The organism is Haloactinopolyspora sp., from assembly GCF_027324685.1.
Classification (GTDB): domain Bacteria; phylum Actinomycetota; class Actinomycetes; order Jiangellales; family Jiangellaceae; genus Haloactinopolyspora.
This window is the reverse complement of the sequence record NZ_DAHVSH010000017.1, coordinates 13,549-34,955: the sequence shown is the minus strand read 5'-3', so window position 1 is coordinate 34,955 and position 21,407 is coordinate 13,549. Positions and strand designations below refer to the sequence as shown.

19 protein-coding genes are annotated in these 21,407 nt (G+C 68.1%); 8 read left to right on the top strand and 11 right to left on the bottom strand.

What is annotated here, in order from left to right:
- Positions 1-53: 53 nt before the first annotated feature.
- Positions 54-296, bottom strand: coding sequence for a sulfurtransferase TusA family protein (locus M6444_RS02725; RefSeq protein WP_298322823.1), 243 nt, complete (start codon positions 294-296; stop codon positions 54-56).
- A complete protein-coding gene (locus M6444_RS02720) occupies positions 293-1,462 on the bottom strand; it encodes an aminotransferase class V-fold PLP-dependent enzyme (protein WP_298322820.1) in 1,170 nt (389 codons plus the stop codon). The genes M6444_RS02725 and M6444_RS02720 overlap by 4 nt, the downstream gene beginning before the upstream one ends.
- Positions 1,463-1,679: 217 nt before the next feature.
- Here M6444_RS02720 and coxB point away from each other — a divergent pair, with 217 nt between their 5' ends.
- From coxB to M6444_RS02700, 4 genes are all read left to right on the top strand, one after another.
- Positions 1,680-2,441, top strand: coding sequence for a cytochrome c oxidase subunit II (coxB, locus tag M6444_RS02715; RefSeq protein ID WP_298322817.1), 762 nt, complete (start codon positions 1,680-1,682; stop codon positions 2,439-2,441).
- 23 nt (positions 2,442-2,464) lie between these two features.
- Positions 2,465-4,165, top strand: a complete 1,701-nt coding sequence (gene ctaD / locus M6444_RS02710) for a cytochrome c oxidase subunit I (protein WP_363326216.1) — start codon at positions 2,465-2,467, stop codon at positions 4,163-4,165.
- Entirely contained in the window at positions 4,162-4,557 is a 396-nt protein-coding gene (locus tag M6444_RS02705; RefSeq protein WP_298322812.1) for a cytochrome c oxidase subunit 4, read from the top strand. Before ctaD ends, M6444_RS02705 begins: the two co-directional genes overlap by 4 nt.
- A gap of 274 nt (positions 4,558-4,831) precedes the next feature.
- Positions 4,832-5,878: a DUF4192 domain-containing protein gene (locus M6444_RS02700; RefSeq protein WP_298322810.1), complete on the top strand. Its 1,047-nt coding sequence runs from the start codon at positions 4,832-4,834 to the stop codon at positions 5,876-5,878.
- A 25-nt stretch (positions 5,879-5,903) separates the two neighbouring features.
- On the opposite strand, the gene M6444_RS02695 is transcribed toward M6444_RS02700, so the two are convergent.
- Genes M6444_RS02695 through M6444_RS02680 form a run of 4 tightly spaced genes read right to left on the bottom strand, consistent with a single transcriptional unit; the run spans position 5,904 to position 10,198 of the window.
- A complete protein-coding gene (locus tag M6444_RS02695) occupies positions 5,904-7,544 on the bottom strand; it encodes a cytochrome bc complex cytochrome b subunit (RefSeq protein WP_298322808.1) in 1,641 nt (546 codons plus the stop codon).
- Between the two features lie 43 nt (positions 7,545-7,587).
- Positions 7,588-8,685, bottom strand: coding sequence for a Rieske 2Fe-2S domain-containing protein (locus tag M6444_RS02690; RefSeq protein ID WP_298322805.1), 1,098 nt, complete (start codon positions 8,683-8,685; stop codon positions 7,588-7,590).
- A complete protein-coding gene (locus M6444_RS02685) occupies positions 8,682-9,536 on the bottom strand; it encodes a c-type cytochrome (protein ID WP_298322802.1) in 855 nt (284 codons plus the stop codon). Before M6444_RS02685 ends, M6444_RS02690 begins: the two co-directional genes overlap by 4 nt.
- A gap of 14 nt (positions 9,537-9,550) precedes the next feature.
- On the bottom strand, positions 9,551-10,198 hold the full coding sequence (locus tag M6444_RS02680; protein WP_363326214.1) for a cytochrome c oxidase subunit 3: 648 nt from the start codon (positions 10,196-10,198) through the stop codon (positions 9,551-9,553).
- 281 nt (positions 10,199-10,479) lie between these two features.
- Between M6444_RS02680 and M6444_RS02675 the strand changes: the two genes are divergently transcribed.
- A complete protein-coding gene (locus M6444_RS02675) occupies positions 10,480-10,899 on the top strand; it encodes a hypothetical protein (RefSeq protein ID WP_298322799.1) in 420 nt (139 codons plus the stop codon).
- Complete coding sequence (gene trpD, locus M6444_RS02670) at positions 10,896-11,930, top strand: anthranilate phosphoribosyltransferase (RefSeq protein ID WP_298322797.1); 1,035 nt, start codon at positions 10,896-10,898, stop codon at positions 11,928-11,930. Before M6444_RS02675 ends, trpD begins: the two co-directional genes overlap by 4 nt.
- Before the next feature lie 36 nt (positions 11,931-11,966).
- Here trpD and M6444_RS02665 read toward each other — a convergent pair whose 3' ends face one another.
- From M6444_RS02665 to M6444_RS02655, 3 genes are all read right to left on the bottom strand, one after another.
- Positions 11,967-12,842 (bottom strand): aminoglycoside phosphotransferase family protein, encoded by an 876-nt coding sequence (locus tag M6444_RS02665; RefSeq protein WP_298322795.1) that lies wholly within the window; start codon positions 12,840-12,842, stop codon positions 11,967-11,969.
- A gap of 12 nt (positions 12,843-12,854) precedes the next feature.
- Complete coding sequence (locus M6444_RS02660) at positions 12,855-13,136, bottom strand: Lrp/AsnC ligand binding domain-containing protein (protein ID WP_298322794.1); 282 nt, start codon at positions 13,134-13,136, stop codon at positions 12,855-12,857.
- A 135-nt stretch (positions 13,137-13,271) separates the two neighbouring features.
- Positions 13,272-15,014 carry a DEDD exonuclease domain-containing protein gene (locus M6444_RS02655; protein WP_298322792.1) on the bottom strand — a complete coding sequence of 581 codons (1,743 nt, stop codon included), beginning with the start codon at positions 15,012-15,014 and terminating at the stop codon, positions 13,272-13,274.
- Positions 15,015-15,276: 262 nt separating this feature from the next.
- Between M6444_RS02655 and M6444_RS02650 the strand changes: the two genes are divergently transcribed.
- Both M6444_RS02650 and M6444_RS02645 read left to right on the top strand, forming a co-directional pair.
- A complete protein-coding gene (locus M6444_RS02650; protein ID WP_298322790.1) occupies positions 15,277-16,566 on the top strand; it encodes an NYN domain-containing protein in 1,290 nt (429 codons plus the stop codon).
- A 389-nt stretch (positions 16,567-16,955) separates the two neighbouring features.
- A complete protein-coding gene (locus M6444_RS02645) occupies positions 16,956-18,011 on the top strand; it encodes an NlpC/P60 family protein (protein WP_298322787.1) in 1,056 nt (351 codons plus the stop codon).
- A gap of 1,146 nt (positions 18,012-19,157) precedes the next feature.
- On the opposite strand, the gene M6444_RS02640 is transcribed toward M6444_RS02645, so the two are convergent.
- The gene (locus M6444_RS02640; protein ID WP_298322784.1) at positions 19,158-19,802 is read right to left on the bottom strand and encodes a response regulator transcription factor; all 645 of its coding nucleotides are present in this window, start codon (positions 19,800-19,802) and stop codon (positions 19,158-19,160) included.
- Between the two features lie 9 nt (positions 19,803-19,811).
- Positions 19,812-21,317, bottom strand: a complete 1,506-nt coding sequence (locus M6444_RS02635; RefSeq protein WP_298322782.1) for a histidine kinase — start codon at positions 21,315-21,317, stop codon at positions 19,812-19,814.
- Between the last annotated feature and the right edge of the window lie 90 nt (positions 21,318-21,407).

Below are 21,407 nucleotides of genomic sequence, written 5' to 3'. Positions count from 1 at the left end.
CATGGATCATCCATGATCAGCGGCGTTTGCACGTTCTGGGGCCGGTCCGGCGGTCACGTCAACCGCCGGACGAGGTACACCGCGACGCCGTCGGGCGCGGTCGCGGTGCCGGCGTGCTCGTGTCCGCGCATGCGGCACCATGCCGGCACGTCGGAGGCCGCGGCGGGGTCGTCGGCGGCGACGGCGATGACGGCGCCCACACCGACGTCACCGATGCGGCGAGCCAGTTCGATCACCGGCAACGGACAGCGCGTGCCTCGGCAATCCAGCGTCAGCTCGGCGGTCGTGTCGTTCACGACATACCTGCCTGCTCGCGAAGACGGGTGATGACGTCGGCGAGCACGCTGATGAATCGCTCCACGTCGTCGTGGGTCACCTCGGCGCCCAGCGAGACCCGCACGTTGCCGTGTGTCAGCGCCCCCATCGCGGCGAGGACGTGACTGGGCTGCAGCGTGCTCGACGTGCACGAAGAGCCGCTCGACACCGCGAATCCGGCTCGATCGAGCTCGGTGACCAGTGCTTCGCCGTCCACGTACAGGCACGAGAACGTCACCAGGTGCGGCAGCCGGCGGGTGGGGTGCCCGACGACGTCGACATCGTCGATCACCTGCGGAACGCGGGTTCGGATGTGCTCGACCAACGGCCAGTGCCGCTCGGCCAGGCCGGCCGCCTCCTCGTGCCGGGCGCGCAGGGCAGCCGCGGCCGCGAGAACGCCCGGCACGTTCTCGAACCCCGGCACCCGCCCGTCGCCACGTTCGTCGTCCGGCCACGGTGAGCGCCAGCGCACGCCTCGCCGTACAGCCAGCACGCCCACCCCGCCCGGACCACCCCACTTGTGCGCGCTGGCGGCCAGGATCGACCAGTGCGCCGGTAGACCGACGCGGCCGACGGCCTGGGCGGCGTCGGTGAGCACCGGCACGTCGTGCTCGGCACAGGCCGCCGCGACGTCGTCGACCGGCTGGACGGTGCCCACTTCGTGGTTGGCCGCCTGCAGACAGGCCAGGGCCGTCTGCGGGCCGACGGCGGCGGCGAACTCGTCGGGATCGACGAGGCCGGCAGCGTCGACGCCGACGTGCCGGACGACGGCTCCGCGCGATTCGAGGCGGGTGGCGCAGGCCAGCACCGACGAGTGCTCGACGGCGGAGACCGCGAGCTCGGTGCGGTCGCGCTCACGTGCCTCGAACCGGCCGAGAATCCCCAGCTGAACTGCCTGGGTGCCGTTCGGTGTGAACGACACCTCGTCGGGTCGGCAGCCGAGCACCGCGGCGACCACCTCGCGGGCGTTGTCGAGCAGCATCCGCGCGCGCCGGCCACTGCGGTACAGCCGGGCCGGATCGGCCCAGCCTTCGTCGTAGGCGTTGAGCAGAACCTCCCGGGCGGCAGGATGCAGCGGCTCGCCCGATGCGACGTCGAAATACCCGGACACAGCGTTGGCGGCCGGCTGGTGTGGATGGGTAGGCACACCACCTGTGCGCATCGTCGAACCTCCCGGTCTGTTGCCGTACACCTACCGCTAAAGTGGTGCGCGACAGAGAAGAGTCTGCCCTCGAATGCGATCCGGTGGCGAGTCGCCGGTCCTCGGGGCTTGCGGTCATAGGGAAGGGCGCGTCGTGGGTCAGTCTGGCAGGGTTCGCCCGGCACGTCGCCGGGTCACGGCTGCCGCCGGCGTCGGTGCCGTCATGGCACTGACAGGATGCTCGACCGAGTCGAGCTCGCAATGGGCGCGTCTCGGATTACCTGAGGCCGCCACCGAAGAGGCACCGCTGATCGGCAATCTCTGGATCGGCGCGTGGATCGCGGCGTTCGGCGTCGGTGTGCTGGTCTGGGGCTTGATCATCTGGGCCGTTGTGGCCTACCGGAAGCGCAACGACGACCTGCCGCGTCAGACCCGGTTCAACATGCCGATCGAGTTCCTGTACACGGTCACACCGCTGGTGGTCATCGCCGCGCTGTTCTACTACACCGTCGATCACCAGGAACAGATCGTCGACACCTCGGCGGAGCCGGACCTGACGGTCAACGTCGTCGGCCAGCAGTGGTCGTGGACGTTCAACTACATCGACGAAGACGTGCACGAGGTCGGCACCACCACCGAGCAGCCCACGCTGTACCTCCCGGTCGGCCAAACCGTGCGCTTCGAGCTGACCTCGCCGGACGTCGTGCACTCTTTCTGGGTTCCGTCGTTCTACATGAAGATGGACGTCGTGCCGGGCCACCCGAACTCCTTCCAGGTGACCCCCGACCGCGAGGGCACGTACGCGGGTAAGTGCGCCGAATTGTGCGGCGCGTACCACTCGTCCATGGTGTTCGACGTGGAGGTAGTGTCGGAAGAGGAGTTCGACGAACAGATGGATGCCCTACGTGACGCAGGGCAAACGGGTCTGATCGAGGTACCCCTGCGCGGTACGTACTCCGAGGACCAGGCGGGGAGCAGCCAGTGACCACGTACGTCGAGCGGACTGCGGTGACCGGCGGCGAGTCGGCGGTGCGTCCGAAGCGAAAAGGCAATGTCGCCGTGCGGTGGATGTCGTCCACCGACCACAAGGTCATCGGCTATATGTACCTCATCGCCTCGTTCGGGTTCTTCCTGTTCGCAGGCGTGATGGCGCTGCTCATCCGGGCCGAGCTGTTCGAGCCCGGCCGGCAGTTCGTGAGCGACGGGTTCTACAACCAGTTGTTCACGATGCACGGCACGATCATGCTGCTGTTGTTCGCCACCCCGCTGTTCATCGGGTTCGGCAACGTGATCGTTCCGCTGCAGATCGGTGCGCCCGACGTCGCGTTCCCGCGGCTGAACATGTTCAGCTTCTACTTGTTCGTCATCGGCGGGCTGATCGTGTGTGCCGGGTTCATCACCCCGGGCGGCGCGGCGGACTTCGGCTGGTTCGCCTACGCTCCGCTGCACAATCCGATCTACAGCCCCAACGTCGGCGGCGACCTCTGGGTCGCGGGCCTGTCCATGAGCGGGTTCAGCACGATCTTCGGTGGCGTCAACTTCATCACCACCATCGTCACCATGCGCGCCCCGGGCATGACGATGTTCCGGATGCCGATCTTCACGTGGAACGTGCTCGTGACCAGCATCATGGTGCTGATGGCGTTCCCGCCGCTGGCTGCCTCGCTGTTCGGGATGTTCTCCGACCGCATCCTCGGTTCGCACCTGTTCGACCCGTCCACCGGCGGGGCGATTCTGTGGCAGCACCTGTTCTGGTTCTTCGGCCATCCCGAGGTCTACATCATCGCCTTGCCGTTCTTCGGCATCATCACCGAGGTCATTCCGGTGTTCAGCCGAAAACCGCTGTTCGGCTACAAGGGCCTGGTGTTCGCCACGCTCGCCATCGCGGCGCTGTCGATCTCGGTGTGGGCCCACCACATGTACGTCACCGGGGCGGTGAGCCTGCCGTTCTTCGCGGCCACCACGATGCTGATCGCCATCCCGACAGGCCTGAAGTTCTTCGCGTGGATCGGGACCATGTGGCGGGGGTCCATCACGTTCGAGACGCCGATGCTGTTCGCGCTCGGGTTCCTGGTGACGTTCTTGTTCGGTGGGCTGACCGGCATCATCCTGGCCTCGCCACCGCTGGACTTCCAGGTCTCCGACACGTACTTCGTCGTCGCGCACTTCCACTACGTGGTGTTCGGCACCGTCGTGTTCGCCATGTTCTCCGGCTTCTACTTCTGGTGGCCGAAGTTCACCGGCAAGATGCTGAACGAACGCCTCGGCAAGATCCACTTCTGGATGTTGTTCTTCGGCTTCCACGGCACGTTCCTCGTCCAGCACTGGCTGGGAGTCGAGGGCATGCCACGCCGGTACTCGAACTACTTCCCAGAAGACGGCTTCACCCTGCTCAACCAGGTTTCCACGGTGAGCTCCTTCCTGTTGGCGGCCTCGACGCTGCCGTTCCTGTGGAACGTGTGGCAGACCAGGCTGGCGCCCAAGGTGGGTGTCGACGACCCCTGGGGCTTCGGAGCCTCGCTCGAATGGGCCACGTCCAGCCCGCCACCGCGGCACAACTTCACGTCGTTGCCACGGGTGCGTAGCGAGCGTCCTGCCGTCGACCTGAAGTACCCCGAGGTGGCTGCCGTCTCCCATGGCAAGCCGGACAACGCCGGGCCGCTGACCGAGGCGCTCGGCCCCGCTGATGTGGAAGGTGGCCAGAAGTGAGGATCGAAGCAGCGATCTTCGTGCTCGTGACGATCTTCTTCGCGATCGTCACGCCGGTCTACTGGTTCATGTCCGAGGATCCCACCGGTACGACCGCGCTGACGTTGACCTTCGGGCTCGGCGCCATGATCGCGTTCTACTTCACGCTGGTCTCTCGCCGCATCCAGCCCCGCCCTGAGGACCGTCCCGACGGTGAAGTCGAGGAACTCGCCGGCGAGTACGGCTTCTTCAGCCCACACTCGTGGTGGCCACTGGCCGCGGCATCGGCGATCGGCGTCATGTTCCTGGGCTTGGTCTTCGCCTGGTTCATCTTCATCATCGGACTGTGCCTGATTGCGATATCGGCCGTGGGCTGGGTCTACGAGTACTACCGGGGCGAGTTCGCGCACTGACTCCGGCGTTGTCCCCAAGCGCCGAGGGCTGCGGGGGGATAGCGCCGCCAGCGCGCACATGTGAACGGCTCAGGCGGCTGACTCCGTAGCCGACAGAACACGACGCGGGATCCATCAAGCGGCCCGGCGCGGGACACCGTGCCGGGCCGCGACGCGTGTCGCACGGCTGCGCCGGTCACCGACTCGTCCACAGCTTGGCCAGTCGGCCGACGTTGTCCACATTCGCGACTCTCCCCGTTGAGCCAGGCTGGCCGGCTCGCGGAGAGTCGAAGCCATGAACCCACGTGAATCCGAGGGCACCGTCGTGCCGGTCGCCGGCCTGACCGAGATGCTGTCCGTCATCCCGTACATGGTCGGCTTTCATCCCAGCGAGAGCATGGTCGTGGTCTGCTTGCACGGCGAGCGGCAACGATCCGGCCTGGTCCTGCGCATCGATCTGCCCGCACCCGGCGACGAGGCACGATGGATCGACGAGCTGGTGGCGCGCGCGGAACACCAGGACGCCGATGGCGTGTTGCTGGTCTGCTATTCCGACCACATCGAGGCCGGGGGAGCGAAGCCATGGCAGACGCTGGTCGATGGATTGAGGGCGGCCCTGGAACGCCAGGCGATACGGGTGGCAGAAGCCGCCCTGGTTCGGACTGGGCGCTGGTGGTCCTTCATGTGCCGAGATCCAGCGTGCTGCCCGCCCGAGGGTCTCGAACTCCCGGACGCCCCGCGGGGAGCGGCGGCCCGGTTCGGCGCTGAGACCGCGCTGAGCGGCCGGAGAGTGTTCGCCTGTCGTGCCGAACTCGAGGCCACGGTGTCCGGCCCGCCGGCCGATCGGCTCGCCGAGGTGCGGCGGCTGTTCGCCGCCGCCGCACACGCCCTGTACGCCGAGTACGAGGCCGGTGGACGGCTGACCGCCCAGGCACGCACGGTCGAGCTGGCCGAAGCCGCGTGGGCGGCGTATGCGGCCGGTGAGCGGTCGTTGTGTGCCGAGGACGCCGCACGCATCTGTCTGGGTCTTGAGGATCCGGCTGCGCGCGATCACGTGGCGTCGCTACCGGTGACCGAACGCGGGCCGTGGCTGGCCCTGCTGAGTGACCTCGCGCGGCTGGCCCCGGACGACTTCGCCGCCCCGATCTGCACCGTGCTGGCATGGGTGGCCTACCAGCACGGCGAGGGTGCTCTGGCGAACGTCGCCGTGGACAGGGCACTGACGTGCCGACCGGGCTACAGCATGGCCGCCATGTTGCGCGACAGCCTCAACCGGCAGATCAGCCCCGAACTGATCCGAGAAGTGTCCCGCGCGGTGCGCGCTCGTCGCGATATCGCGTGAGCGCACACCGCGCGGGGCTGAGCTTCTACTGCTGCCCGCTGGTCAGCTCCTGCTGGCGGTCACCGCGCTCGAGCTCGTGGTGCTGAGCGGCTTCCAGCTCTTCGGCCGTGGGCTTTTGGACCACGTCGCCGAAGTAGAACCGCGACAGGCGGGCACGGCGGCGGTTGGCCTTGTACGACGGGTTCGGCACCCCATTGGCGTCAGTCGCCGGGCCCGGATCGATCGGCAGCTGCCGTTCGCGGAAGGCGAGGTCGTAGGCGCTGTGCGGATCGAGCGGCTCGTGCAGCTCGGAAAACTCACCGCTGGGGCTGACCATGATCACACCGGTCTCGCGTCCGTGCAGCAGGGTGTCCCGGTCGCGCCGCTGCAGACCGATGCAGATGCGCTTGGTCACCCAGAACGACAACGGCGTCAGGACGATGAGTCCGAACTGGATGAACCGGGTGATCCAGTTGACCGGAATGTCCAGCACGGTGGCAAAGAAGTCGTTGCCGCCGGCGATCCACAACTGCAGGTAGAAGGTGATGAACGCAACCCCGATGCCAGTGCGGACCGGCTGGTTACGCGGCCGGTCGAGCACATGGTGCTCACGACGGTCGCCGGTCGCGTACTGCTCGATCCACGGATAGAGCGCGAGCGGCGTCAGGATGAGACCAGGCAGGATGATCGCCGGAATCAGCACGCTCAACGTCAACGGATAGCCGAAGATCTCGGGCTCCCATGGAGGCATCACCCGCAGGGCACCATCGAGGAACCCGACGTACCAGTCCGGCTGTGTGCCGGCACTGACGACGGCGGGGTCGTACGGGCCCCAGAACCACACCGGGTTGATCTGGATCGTGGCCGCCATCAAGATGATCACGCCGAAGACGATGAACTGGAAGCCACCGGCCTTGAAGACGTAGACCGGCCAGAACGGGGCACCGACGACGTTCTTGTTGGTCTTGCCCGAGCCGCCCCAGTGGGTGTGCTTCTGGTACCACAACAGCATCAAGTGCACCGTGACCAGCAGAATGATCAGGCCCGGGAACAGCAGGATGTGCAGCGGGTACAGCCGGCTCACGATGTCGTCGCCGGGGTACTCGCCGCCGAACAGCAGCCACGAGAGATACGTCCCCACGACCGGGATCGCGAGCATGCCGCCCTCGATGATGCGCAGGCCGGTACCGGAGAGCAGGTCGTCCGGAAGCGAGTATCCGGTGAAACCGGTCGCGACACCGAGGAAGAGCAAGGTGACGCCGACCAGCCAGTTCATCTCACGTGGCTTGCGGAACGCACCGGTGAAGAACACTCGGAGCATGTGCGCCGACATGGCGGCGAGGAACACCAGAGCGCCCCAGTGGTGCACCTGGCGCATCAACAGTCCACCACGGACCTCGAACGAGAGTTCCAGCGTGGAGGCGTAGGCCTCGGACATGCCGGTTCCGCGCAGCGGCGTGTAGGCGCCGTCATAGACGATGTGCGCCATCGACGGCTTGAACCACAAGGTGAGGAACACGCCCGACAACAGGATCAGAATGAAGCTGAACAGCGCGATCTCGCCGAGCAAGAACGACCAGTGGTCGGGGAAGACCTTGCGGATGTTGCGCTTGAGCCAGTTGGATGCCGTGATCCGCTCGTCGACGAAGTCGACGACCTTGCCGGCACCGTTGACGATGGCACTCATGATGTTCGCCGAGCTCCGTTCCTGACTCGTTCCGCCGTGCTCATCAGCGCTCCCAGTAAGTCGGGCCGACGGGTTCGTGGAAGTCGCTTTGCGCGATCAGGTAGCCCTCACCGTCGACAGCCAGCGGCAGCTGCGGCAGGCTACGCGTAGCCGGGCCGAAGATGACCTTGCCGGCGTCGGCGAGGTCGAAGGTCGACTGGTGACACGGGCACAGCATGTGATGGGTGGTGCGCTCGTACAAGCTGATCGGGCAGCCGACGTGGGTGCAGATCTTCGAGTACGCGACGATGCCGTCGACGTGCCAGTTCTCGCGGCCTTCGGCAACATGCAGTTCCTCCGGGGCCATCCGGATCACCATGACCGGGACCTTGGCGCGCGCGTTGATGCGCTCCGGCCCGTGGTCGGGAAGGTCCTCGAAGGTCTCCGGCATCGCGTTGACCAGCTGACCGAGTTCGAGGTCGGCCGCCCGGATCGGCTGGAACGTGACGTCGGTGACGACCCGCACGCCCTCGCTCCAGATCGTCGTCTCCTTGGCGTCGACCGGCGACGGACCATTGGCAGGGCCGAGATCACGCAGCAGCACCACCGCCGGTAGCGGCAGGAGGGCAAGCGAGCCGAGCAACGAGTTGCGGATCATCTTCCGCCGGCCGAACCCGGTCTCTTCGGTCCCGGTTTCGAAATCGGCGAGGGCGGCCTCGCGGATGTTGTCGTCGCTGCGGAGCTCGTGCCGTTCGTGCACGAGTTCCGGAGACTTCATCAGCGCCCGCGCCCACTGCACGGCACCGAGGCCGATGAGCAGCGTGGCGAGTCCGAGGGTGATACCCAGGGTGAAGTTGGAGATCTGCACGTCGCCGACGCTGACGCCGTCGTCCGGATCGTCCGGCGCGATCTCGAACACGATGTAGGCGACGATCGACAGCACGAGCAGAATCGAGGCCAGCGAGAACATACCCGCGACCTGCCGCTCGGCGCGGCGCTCGGCCTTCGGGTCGACGTCGGTGAGCCGGGGCGGCGGATGGTGCAAGCCGGGGTCGGCTATCGGGTCTGCCTCGTGGCTGGTGCTCGCAGGAGTCGACTCGCGGTCGGAGGCGACGATCTCGGAGCTGGAGTGACCGTTCATGTCCTCGCTCTTCGCGCTCATGACTTCGACGACCTCGTGACGATCCAGGTGGCCATGCCAATCAGTACCCCGATGCCAATCAGCCACGCCCACAGGCCTTCGGCGACCGGTCCGGCTCGGCCGATGCCCAGGCCGCCGGGGTTGGGCTCCTCCTCGACGGACTTCAAGAAGGCGATGATGTCCTGCTTGTCCTGAGCCGGGATCGTCTCGTCGTTGAACACCGGCATCGCCTGGGGACCGGTGATCATGGCCTCGTAGATGTGCTTGGGCGATACCCCGGTCAGCGACGGGGCGTACTGGCCCATGCTCAGTGCACCGCCTTGCCCCGTGGTGTTGTGGCACTGCGCGCAGTTGGCGCGGAACAGCTCGCCACCGCGGGCGACATCGCCGGCGGACGGGTCGACGTCTTCCTCGTCGGGGACATCCGGGCCGGGCGCGAGCGAGGCGACGTAGGCGGACAGCGCGGCGATCTGCTCGTCGTTGTATGCCACGGGCTTGCGCTCGGCCTGCGCGTTCGGCGCCGCCATGGGCATCCGGCCGGTGCCGACCTGGAAGTCGACGGCAGCAGCACCGACGCCGATCAGCGACGGCCCCAGCACGGTGCCGTCCTCCTTGACGATGCCCTCGCCGCCGAGGCCGTGACACGAGGCACAACCCACGGCGAACAGCTTCTTGCCGTCGTCGATCTGGGTCGACGACGCTGCGTCGGTGCTGACCGACGCCGATGGCGCCAGCGCCGCATAGGCGCCCCCGCAGGTGAACAGCACCGCCACGAGTACGGCGATGGCCGCGAGTGGGTGCCGGCGCCGCGACGAGAGTGCCCGGCTGAGTCGGGACCGACGGCCGGCGGGACGGCTGGAAGGCGACTTCACCACGTCACTCCTCGTCACTGGATCACGTAGATGCTGAGGAACAAGGCGATCCACACGACGTCGACGAAGTGCCAGTAGTACGACACCACGATCGCGCTGGTCACCTGTTCATGTGTGAAGCGCCGAGTCATGTAGGTGCGGCCCAGGAGCAGCAGGAAGGCGATCAGGCCGAGGGTGACGTGGATGCCGTGGAAACCTGTCGCGAAGTAGAAGATCGAGCCGTACGGGTCGCTGGCGATCGTCAGCCCCTCGTGCTTGACCAGCTCGGCGTACTCGAAGACCTGGCCGCCGATGAACATCGAGCCCATGATGAACGTGAGCACGGTCCATTCGCGCAGGCCCCACTTGTTGACCTGGAACACGTTGCCCAGTCGGCCGACCTGCCCTCGTTCGGCGCGGAGAACGCCGAGCTGCATGGTCACCGAACTGAGGACAAGCACGGTGGTGTTGCCCAGCGAGAACGGTATGTTGAGCAGCTGAGACTTCTCCGCCCACAGGTCTGGTGCGTTGGCGCGCAGCGTGAAATAGATCGCGAACAAGCCCGCGAAGAACATCAACTCGCTGGACAGCCAGACGATCACTCCGACGGCGACCATGTTGGGTCGCTCGGGAGGCCGCGTCTGGGCAGCGTCGACGGCAGTTGTGGAAGCCACGTCCGCCATTATGTCTCTAGCCTTTCGCGACGGCGAACCGCCCCCGGTATCGCGGGTCGCGGCAGGCCCTGAGGTAGGCTATGTCGCGAGGCTACGTTAACTGAGCCTAACCTCACGGCTTCTGGCGTCGATGCTCGTTCGGATGCCGGGCTCGATTCGAGCGCATCCGAAGTGGCCTGGTACGGCCCGGGCCACGAGTCGCACGCCACGTCGAGCGTGCCAGGCTTCGCCCGGTAGCATCGTCTCGACCAGCAGCAGTGTTCCGACGATGCCAGCGAGGACCCCGCAGGATGAGTACGACCCAGCCGACGATGACCATCCTCGTCTACAGCGACGACCGTGCGACGCGCGAGAAGGTCCGCCTGGCCGTCGGCCGCCGTCCAGCAGCCGACCTGCCGCGGGTCGAGTACGTCGAGGTGGCCACGCATGCCGCGGTCATGAAGGCCCTGGATGCAGGCGGCATCGACGTCGCCGTGCTCGACGGCGAGGCCGTGCCGGCCGGCGGCATGGGTATCGCGCGTTCACTCAAGGACGAGGTTTTCGAGGCTCCGCCGGTGCTCGTGCTGATCGGGCGTCCGCAAGACGCATGGTTGGCCACCTGGTCGCGGGCCGAAGCGGCCGTCACTCATCCGCTCAATCCGGTCGAGGTGGCCGCGGCCGTGGCCGATCTCATGCGCCGTCGACTCGAGGGGATGGCAGCCGCGTCATGAGTGACCAGCCGCAAAGCTGGCCGGCGGTTCTCGGCGCACTGATCCAGGGCGAGGACCTGTCTGCCGAGGCGACGGCCTGGGCGATGAACGACATCATGAGCGGTCAGGCGACCGGCGCTCAGATCGCCGGCTTCGCGGTCGGGCTGCGGGCCAAGGGCGAGACGGTCGACGAGATCGACGGCATGGTCCGGGCGATGTACGAGCACGCCACCCCGTTCCACGTTTCCGGGCGAGCGTTGGACATCGTCGGAACCGGGGGCGACCGGGCCCGGACGGTGAACATCTCGACCATGGCCGCGGTGGTGGCCGCTGGCGCTGGCGCCCGTGTCGTCAAGCACGGCAACCGGGCGGCCTCGTCGGCGTGTGGCGCGGCGGATCTGCTCGAAGAGTTGGGGGTCCGCCTCGACCTGGAGCCACGGCGGGTGGCCGAGATCGCGGACGAGGTCGGCATCACGTTCTGCTTCGCACCCGCGTTCCACCCGTCGTTGCGCCACACCGGCGCCACCCGGCGTGAGCTCGGCGTGCCGACCCCGTTCAACTTCCTCGGGCCCCTGGCCAACCCAGCTCGGCCGAGTCACCAGGCCGTCGGCGTGGCCGACGCGCGGATGGCCGGCATCCTGGCCGGTGTGCTCGCCGGGCGTGGGGTGTCCGGAGTGGTCTTCCGCGGCGACGACGGGCTGGACGAGCTCACCACGACGACGACTTCGCGCGTGTGGGTGATCCGCGGCGGTGACGTCACCGAGGAGCGCTTCGATCCGGGCGACGTCGGTATCGCGCCTGCGCCGCCCGAAGCGCTGCGCGGCGGCGACGCGCCGTTCAACGCCGAGGTCGCGCGCCGCTTCTTCGCCGGTGAACGCGGGCCGGTTCGCGACGCTGTGCTGCTCAATGCCGCGGCCGGACTGGCTGCCTACGACGACTCAGGAGCCGAGCTGGCCGAGCGGATCGCCGACGGGCTGCGCCGGGCCGCTGAAGCCGTCGATTCCGGGGCTGCCGCCGCGGTGCTCCGGCGCTGGGTGGATGCCGCAGCCTGAGCTGGCGGTGTCGGCGCCGGCGTCGTGGTCCGGCGTTCAGGCGAACGTCCATCGCAGGTGGGCGATGCCGGCCTCGGCATAGGCGCGAACGCCGGTGCGCAGGCCGTAGGCGATGTCTTCCAGGACCGAGCAACGTGCGTAGAAGGCCAGCCGCTGCTGGTCCTCGGCGCCGACATCTCGCGAGTAGGCCTCGAGCGTGGGTGTGAGTACCGGCGGGCCCAGATCACGAAAGACCAGGGCGAGGTCGCGCATCGGGTCGGTGAGTGCGGCGTCGGTCCAATCGATCACGCCGGTGATCGCCCCGGTGGCGGCGTCGACCATGATGTGCTCGGCGCCGAGATCGTTGTGGCAGAACACCGCCACGTCCGGCTGCGTCGGCGGGGTGTGGGCGAGAAAGTCCTCGATCGGTGAACGCAGCTCGGCCGGCAGGTGTGAGCGGATCTGGCCGTAGTCGCGTCGAGCGTCGTCGAGCCAGGCCGACAGCGGGTAGTCGTCCCGCGCGACGAGCCCGGCCACCGCGTCGAGCGGCACGTCGTGCAGCGCGCCGAGGAACTCACCCAGCGCGGTGCCCAGCCGTCGCGCATCGGTGACCGTGTAGGTGCTCAACGCCACGCCAGGGACCTTGCGGTAGGCGAGGGCGCCTGCGTCCACATCGACGAACACCGGCTCGGGCACGGGCAGAGTCGACCATCGGGCCACGGTGTGCAGCAGTGTGGCCTCGGCACGGATCGTCTCGCTCCGCTGCGGGTCGGCGGCCTCGATGCGGCAGCGCACGATCAGGTCGTCGTCGACGTCGTAGACGACGTTGTCGCTGCCCCGCCCGAGCTGGACGATCGACCGGACCGGCCGGTCGGGCAGGTGCCTGGCGAGCAGATCGCGCAGGTCGCTCAGGTCGTGCCGGGCGTCGGCCACGTGGGCGCGGGGTCAGTCCTCGGCGCCCAAGGCGAACGCTGCTTCGAGGTCGTGCTTGGAGAACGTGCGAAACGCGATGTGCGTCTCGGTGTTGAGCACGCCGTCGACCTTGTTGAGCCGGTCGGCGACGACGTCGGCGACGGCTTCGTGTGTGCGGACCCGGACGAGGGCCACGAGGTCGATCTCGCCGGTGACGGAGTAGACCTCGCTCACGCCGTCGAGCGCGGCGATCTGTTCGGCGACTTCGGGGATTCGCGCCACGTCGGCCTGGACGAACACGATCGCGGTGATCACTTCGGGGTCTCCTCGTAGCGGCTCGGAACGGACCGGGAACGACATTACCGGGCGGCGCCGATCCGGCTCACCCGACTCCGCTCGTTGCACACCTGGACCGCCTCGGCGCGGCCGCGCTGCGCCCGTATGCGCGGGTCAACGTCGCGGGCGTAGCGGCCGACGGTCGGCCAGCGGTGCAGCGGCGACGCGGTCGGCAGCACCGACGTCCACGCGTGCGACGTAGGAGGCCGCCGCCGGCTGGGGCAGGGTCCACGAGCCGTCGACCTGGACCAGACGGGTGCCGGGTGTCTCGAGCCAGCGCAGTAGACACTCGGCCTCCTCGGCTGTCGCCGCCGGCAACGGAGCTGGAGCCGGTTCGACGGTCTCGGCGGTGGCGACCAGCGCGTCGACATACGGCCTGGGGTCGGCCCCGGGCGGCGAGCACTCGGCCCCGGCCAGCCGTCCGTATCGGATGACGTGCAGTTCCCAACCCCCGGCCTCACGCCGCCGGGCAGCGACCAACTGCGCAATGGCGGCCAGAGCGGCCATGCGTTGCACACGTGCCGCGGAGCGTACAAGGGTGGCGAGGCGATCGCGGCGCACTGCGGCGTCCTCGTACCGCTCGTGCTGCGCCAACGCGTCGATCCGCTCGAGCAGCCGATCGACGACCGGCCCCGGGTCGGATCGGAAAACCTGACGGACGAGCTCGACATGTGCCGCGTAGGTCTCGACGGACTCGGCCCCGACGCACGGTGCACCGCATCGGCCGAGGTCGGCGAGTACACAGGCCGACCCGAGGCGTTTCGGTGACAGCCGCTGGGTGCATTGCCGGATGGGTACCGCTTCGTGGACGGCGGCCATGGCCGCCTCAGCCGTACGGCGCGAGCCGAACGGGCCGAGGTAACTGCCGCCGTCGTCACGCACCCGGTGCACCAACGACAACCTGGGAAACGGCTCGACAGTGAGCTTGATCCAGCTGCCGCGTTCGGGGAATCGGGAACGCCGGTTGTACCGGGGCTTGCGCTCACCGATGAGGCGCAGCTCGCGGACCTCGGCCTCCAACGGTGTGGCGCAGGGGATGCCGGTGACTGAGGTGGCCACCGCGACCATCTCCGTCATGCGGGCCCGGGTTTCGGACGCGGTGAAATAGTTGCGGACCCGGGTGCGCATGTCTTTGCTCTTGCCGACGTACAGCACCTCACCGTCGTCGGCGGTGAACATGTAGACGCCCGGGGCGCGAGGCAGTTGCTCGGCCAAGTGGCGCTTGTCGCGTTGCGCTGCGGTGACTTTGCTCTGCCAGAGGCTGAGCTCCTCGACGGTGTGCACGCCGACGTTGCCCAGCCGTTCGATCAGGCCGTGCAGGACGTCGACAGTGGCGCGGGCGTCGGCCAGGGCGCGGTGGTTCGGTGTCGTGGACGACCGGAACAAGCGGGCCAACGTGGACAGCTTGCAGTCGCTGGCTTCGTCGCGGGACAGCACCCGCCGGGCCAGGCGCGCGGTGTCGAGCACCTGGAAGGCCGGCCACGCGGTGCCGGTGGTCGCACAGGCTGCCCGGAGGAAGCCGACGTCGAACGGCGCGTTGTGCGCGACGAGGACGCTGCCGCGCGCGAACTCCAGGAACGCCGGCAACGCGGAGGTGATGGGCGGCGCCCCGGCGACCATGGCATCGGTGATTCCGGTGAGCACGGCGATGAACGGCGGGATGGCGGTACTGGGCCGTACGAGAGTGCCGAACTCGCCGAGCACCTCACCGCCACGGACCTTGACCGCGCCGATCTCGGTGATCTCGGCGGTATCCGGAGCACCGCCGGTGGTCTCGAGATCGACCACGACGAACGTGGTGGCCACCAACGGCACACCGATCTCGTCGATGGTGCCCTGCACGGCGACGGGGGCCACAGCTCACACTCCCTCGCAGTCGATGCCCACATTCGGCACGGTAGGGGCCGGCACCGACAATCTCGGCCCACGGCCGCCGGCGAGCGGGCCGTTCCAGGCCTGGGCGTCGTTGATGATCATGAAACCGGCCTAGTGTGACGCCAAGCACCCGATCAGCGAATGACGAGGAGGACCCCGTGGCCGTGCCCGAGCAGTCCGGGACGGCGAGACGTCCGTGCGCGCGCTTCGGCGTCGTGGGTGGCAGCGTCCGATCGGATCGGGCATGACCACGCTGCCCGACTCCGTACGCGCCAAGGTCGTCGCGCTGGCCTCCGACGTCTTGGCCGACCTGGCGCCCAACGATGTTCCTCCGTCGCTGCGTCCGGTCGCGAAGTTCGCGCCCGCCAAGCGGGCCCGGCTGGGCGCGAACGCCATCGCGGCGGCGCTTGAATCAGACGCCGGGTTCCGCCAGCACGTGCTGCAGGCGGCTTCCGCGGCCGATCCCGCGCTGGCCGAGGCGCTCGAGACGGGAACGGTACCGCCTGCGGCCGAGCCGGCCGACGTCGCGGCGATGGCCTACCTGCTGCGACCGGCCGGGTGGGAGAAGATCGTCGAGTCCGCTGCGTCGTCGCTGCGTGCCGGTGCGGAGGAGGAGCGTCGGGCGCGTGAGTCCGCGGCAATCGAGCGGATCAGGGAGCAACTGGACGCCGCGCGCGCCTCGGCCCGTGAGACCCGGGCGACGATGAAGGCGGAGATCGACCGGCTCAAGGCCGAGAATGCGACCTTGCGACGCCGTCTGCAGGAAACACGTCAGCGACTCGAGGAAACGCGCGCTCGCGACAAGCAGGAGTACGACACGGTCGAGAAGGACCTCGCGGACTCGAGGGCCGCACTGCGCTCAGCCGAGACCGAGGCGCGACGACTGCGCAGCCGGTTGGCCGAGTCCGACCAGGCGCTGGAAGCGGCGCGGCGCAGCGGCCGTACCGAGCGCAGCCTCGAAACGGCTCGGCTGGCACTGCTTCTGGACACGCTCACCGAGGCTGCGGCCGGGTTGCGCCGCGAACTCGCGCTGCCGGCTTCGTCGTTGCAGCCGGCCGACACCGTCGACGCGGTGGACCCGAAGCCGGCGCAGCCGCCGCAGGGCCGGGCGCGATCCGGCGACGAGCCGGCCTATCTCGACGAACTGCTCACGATGCCACGGGTGCACATGATCGTCGACGGCTACAACGTGACGAAGACGGCGTGGTCGGCCATGCCGCTCGAGGCGCAGCGCACCAGACTGATCCAGGGCCTGAGTGCGCTGGCCGCACGGACGGGCGCCGAGATCACCTGCGTGTTCGACGGCGCCGACGTGGCTGCACCTCCGCCGGTGGCTCCGGCGCAGGGCGTGCGGGTGCGGTTCAGCGCCCCGGGGCAGAGCGCCGATGAGCTCATCCGTCGGATGGTGGGGGCCGAGCCGGAGGGCAGACCGGTCGTCGTGGTCTCGTCCGACCGTGAGGTCGCAGCGGCCGCGCGGCGCCCGGGTGGGCGCGCCGTCGAGGCCGTGGCGCTCGTCGGGTTGCTCGCGCGCTGATCACCGGGGTGTCGCGGAGAAACCCGACTTTGTCGGTGGCGGGCCGTAGCGTCCTGTCGTGGCGAGCGAGAGCTCGTGCTCATCGGACTCTGCTGGAGGTGTGACAGTTGCACATCGACTGTGATCGCTGCGAGATGCGAGGGCTGGCCTGCTCGGACTGTGTCGTTTCCGTCCTGCTCGGCGACACCGCGGGGCAACTCGGGGGAGAGGAGCAGCGGGCCATCGGGGTGCTCTCCGAGGCCGGTCTGGTACCGCCGCTGCGCATGGCTGCGCCTGATGATCAACCGAGAAAGTCGGGCGAAACTCGGTCCAGGGATTTGCGGGGGATGCGCTCGGCTGGCTAGGCTCCCCGCCCAGGTGCTGCGAATCCCGTCCACGGAAGGACCAGAGTGCCTGAGCATCGTGGCCAGTCCCGCCGTCCTCGTCGTGTGCTCATCGCCCTGTGCACGGCGGCGGTCACTGTTTCTGGAGGGTTGGTCCTGACGTCGGTCGGGTATGCCGACCCCGAGCCGACCATCGCCGAGGTCCAGGACAAGGTCGACAATCTCTATCATCAGGCCGAACAAGCCACAGAGCGGTACAACGCGGCCACTGACGAGCTCAACGACGTGAAGCGCCGTATCGAGCGGGCGAAATCGGCCGTGGCAAAGCAACAGGCCCGCGTCGAAGCCGTCCAGTCCCGCATGGCCGGGTTCGCGGCGGCGCGATACCGCGCCGGTGGGTTCGACCCCACGCTACGGACGTTCCTGGCCGAGAGCCCGGCCGATTTCATCGCGCAGGCGTCCGTCGTCGATGCCTATGCGAACCAGCAGACCGAACAGCTGGCCGAAGCTGCCGATGTGCGTCGCGCATTCGAGCAGGCCAACATGGTCGCCGAAGAGGAGCTGGCCCGGCAGCGGGCCATCGAGGCTGAACTCGAAGCCGAGAAGCAGAAGGTCGAGCAGTTGCTCGCCGAGGCCGAAGAGATCCTCGACGAGCTCGAAGCCGAAGAACGCCAACGCCTCGAAGAGGAACGCGAGCGGGAGCGGCAAGAGAACGCCGAGAAGCCCGATCGCGACAACGATGACGACGACGTCACCCCCGACGTCCCACCGTCGGAGAAGGCCGGTGTCGCTGTCGAGTTCGCGATGAACCAGCTCGGCAAGCCCTACTGCTGGGGCGGCAACGGGCCGGACTGCTGGGACTGCTCCGGGCTGACGTCGGCTGCCTGGGCTCAAGCCGGGGTCAGTCTGCCGAGGTCCTCAGGCTCGCAGATCAGCGCCGGCACCCGGGTGTCCATGAGTCAGCTGCAACCGGGCGACTTGGTCTTCTACTACAGCCCCATCAGCCACGTCGGCATCTACATCGGCAACGGCCAGATCGTGCACGCCACCCACCCCGGTGACGTCGTGAGCGTCGACCCGGTCGACATGATGCCGTTCTCCGGAGCCTCCCGGCCGGGCTGAGTTCACGTTCGTCACTACCACGCCTGCGCTGCGCACGTTGTAGCCAGCTCGGTGGGCAGCGACGTCCTGATGCCGGATCGGCGCACCGACGTGTCGCCTGCATGATCAGTGGGCGGGCGCCTCTGGGCTCATGAGCAGTGGGCGTCTCTGTGCGCATGAGCTGCGTGCGCGTCCCCGCGCGCGACCCGTCGAGTTCGCGCCTGCGCGTGATCTTCTTGCGGTCTGCGCGCATGATCGCCTTGCCTATTGTCTGGTCGGCGCGACCTGCGTGATTCTCGTGCGCGGTCTCTGCGCGTGGGGTGTTCGCGCCATTCCTGGCTCATGATCGCGTGGCATGGGTGATCATGAGGCGGTTGTGGGCGCTGTTTGGTGGATCATGAGTTGTTGGTGGCGTTATCGCGCCGGTGGTGTCTCATGATGGGTTGCGCGTGGGGGCGTTCGCGCCATTTGTGCCTCATGATCGCGCCGCATGGGTGATCATGAGGCGGTTGTGGGTGTTGTCTGATGGATCATGAGTCTTTGGTGGCGTTATCGCGCCGGTGGTGACTCATGATCGGTTGCGCGTGGGGGCGTTCGCGCCATTCCTGCCTCATGATCACGCAGCATGGGTGATCATGAGGCAACTGTCGCCGACGCGCTCAGAAGCCGAGCCCTGCAGGGGGTAAGCGGAAGTGTTGCCGCGCAAGCGCATGGCGAGTTGTGCTGTGCGGCAGAGGTAAGGGGAGTGCTGTCCCGCAGCGCGCCGCAACAAGAGTGCTGTTCCGCTGGCGTAGCGGGATGGCTCGCTCCGCGACCAGCGTCGAGACGTACAGGCCGGCAGCCGGGCACGGGGCCGGCGCGCCTCCCGCTATCCGTTGCCCCCGATGGCGTGTCCGAGCTGCCAACTGAGGAAGCACGTCCCGACGAGGACGATCCCCATCACTGCTACGTAAATGAGCATGGTCTGGAGTTGCAGCGACCTTCGCTGCCGCAGAGCCTCTCGCATGGTCGCCCACCCCGGGTCCCGACTCGTGGGTGCCGACGGACAGCACCAGTTACTCCAAGCATGAGGTCAGGTGACTTTCACGTCGATGGAGTGACCGGCCATTGCTTCATCACCTGAACGGGCTACCAGGGTGACAACCTGTGACAATGTGTCACGCAAAGTTACGAATCGAGGTGTCCTGAAGCGCCATCGGAGAGCAGCCCCGCGCGCACAGCGGACATGATGGCCTGCGCTCGGTTCGATGCACCAAGTTTGTCATACAACTTCGACACGTGGGTCTTGGTTGTCGATTCGCTGATGTAGAGCTTGCGCGCGATGCTCGAGACGCCGAGTCCGTCGGCGAGCAGATCCAGCACTTCGCGCTCGCGGCGGGTGAGCTGTGGGCCGGTTGGATGCATCCGGCGTTGCATGGCCTCGGCCAGGTCGGCGGCCACGAACGACGACGGGGTCGCGGCCGCATGCCGGGCGGCGGCGACGACGTCGTCGCTGGGCGCGCTCTTGGGGACGAATGCCGACGCGCCGGCGTCGAGGGCACCGAACAGGTGGTCGTCGCCGGCGTACATGGTGAGTATGACCAGCCCGATGTCGGGGCGCGCTTTGCGCAGCGACTGTGCGAGATCCAGGCCACTGCCGTCAGGCAGGCGGATGTCGATGACGGCGACCACCGGTTGGGTTGCCTCGGCCAGGCGATGCGCCTCCGCGACGGTGGCAGCCTCTCCGACGACGGTGAAGTCGACGTCGCGCTCGAATGCACGACGCAGGCCTTGGCGGATGAGCTCGTGGTCGTCCACGAGCATGACCGTCATGGGCACGTTCTACCCCTCTCCATCATGGGCGCCGAGGGAAACGTCGACGACGGTTCCGCCCTCGGGTCTGTCTTCGATGACGAGTGTTGCACCAACTCGCCTGGCTCGCTCGGCCATGATCTCAAGACCGTAACGTCCGCGCGGCTGTTCGTGCATGCCGATGCCGTCGTCCACGATGCGGATCTGGGCGGCCGGCGGGCTGACGGAAACGGTGACCCACAGGTTTCGCGCCTTCGCGTGCTTGCGTACGTTGGTGATGGCCTCTTGGCCGATCCGCAGTAGCTCCGCTTCGAGTTCGGGCCGCAGCCGGTCGTGATCTTCCTGGTGGACGAGGTGGACCTTGAGCCCGGCTTGTGTCCCGACTTGGCGTGCGTAGGCCGACAGGGACGTGCCGAGGCCGGCGTCGTGATCGAGGTCGCTGCGCAGGTCGAAGATCGAGTGCCGCAGGTTCGACAGGATGCGGGTCAGCTCCTGGCGCACGGTCGTGGACAGCGACTTGGCGTCGACGTCGGTGGTGCGGGCGATCAGGTCGTCGACGAGATACCCGAGCGAGGTCAGCTCCTGGGCGATGCCGTCGTGAATCTCGCGCGCGAGCCGGCGGCGTTCCTCGCGGGTCGCCAGCTCGCGGACTTCGTCGAACAGCAGCGCCGTCTCCAGGCGCAGCGCGCCTTCGTCGGTGGAGCTGACCAGGGCCTGCAGCTCGTCGGAGGTCACTTGGTCAGGCACGTCGGCGACGACGACCCCCATGGTGCGCGACCCGACGCGCAACGGCAGGACCACGCGATAACCTCGGCGACCGGTCGGTGTCCAGGCGGGAGCTTCACTGCTCCAGGCCTCGAGCAGGACGGGATCGCGTTCGGCACCCATCAGCCAGCCGTCGTCTTCGCCGCGGTGGGCCAGCGGGAACAGGTTGCCGCCTTCGCGGCGGACCAGGAGCGCGGCCCGGCGCACCGACAGCGGGCCGGCCACCTGATCGAGGAGGCCTTCGGCCAGGGTGCCGGGGTCGAGGCCCACCGACAGCCGTCGCGACACCACGCGCAGCTCGGACAACAGCCGGTAGGCAGCGGCGTACCGGCCACCGTCGGCGACCTGGATGCTGTCCAGGCGAAGCACCCACGCACCGATGGCGCCGGTGGCGAAGATGATGACGACCCACACGGCCACGCTGCCGAACGCGGTCGGCTCGATCAGGTCGCCGCCGGCCAGGACGTTGCCGACTGCGAGCCCGATGGCACCGGTGAGCGTGGTGACCGCCGTACCGGCGATGCTGCCGGCCAGCCCGGCCGCGAAGGCGGGGACGAGTAGGTACGGCAGGGCGAGATACGCCTCCGGCAACCCGAGCCCCACGATGATCGAGGCGAGCGCCATCTCGGCGCCGACCCGAAGCCGGGTGCGCGGCAGGATCCGCTCGGACACCGCCGCGGCCAGCGCCACGAGCGCGAGCGCCCCCAGCCACCACCAGTCGGTGACCACGCTACGGGCCGAACCGGTCAGCGCGATGACAAGAGCCAACATGCCCGGACGCGCGACGGCAACACCATGCCAATGTCGCTGTACGGAATCGGGCGCCCACACACTCACAGGGGGCAGTTTGCCGCAAAACGG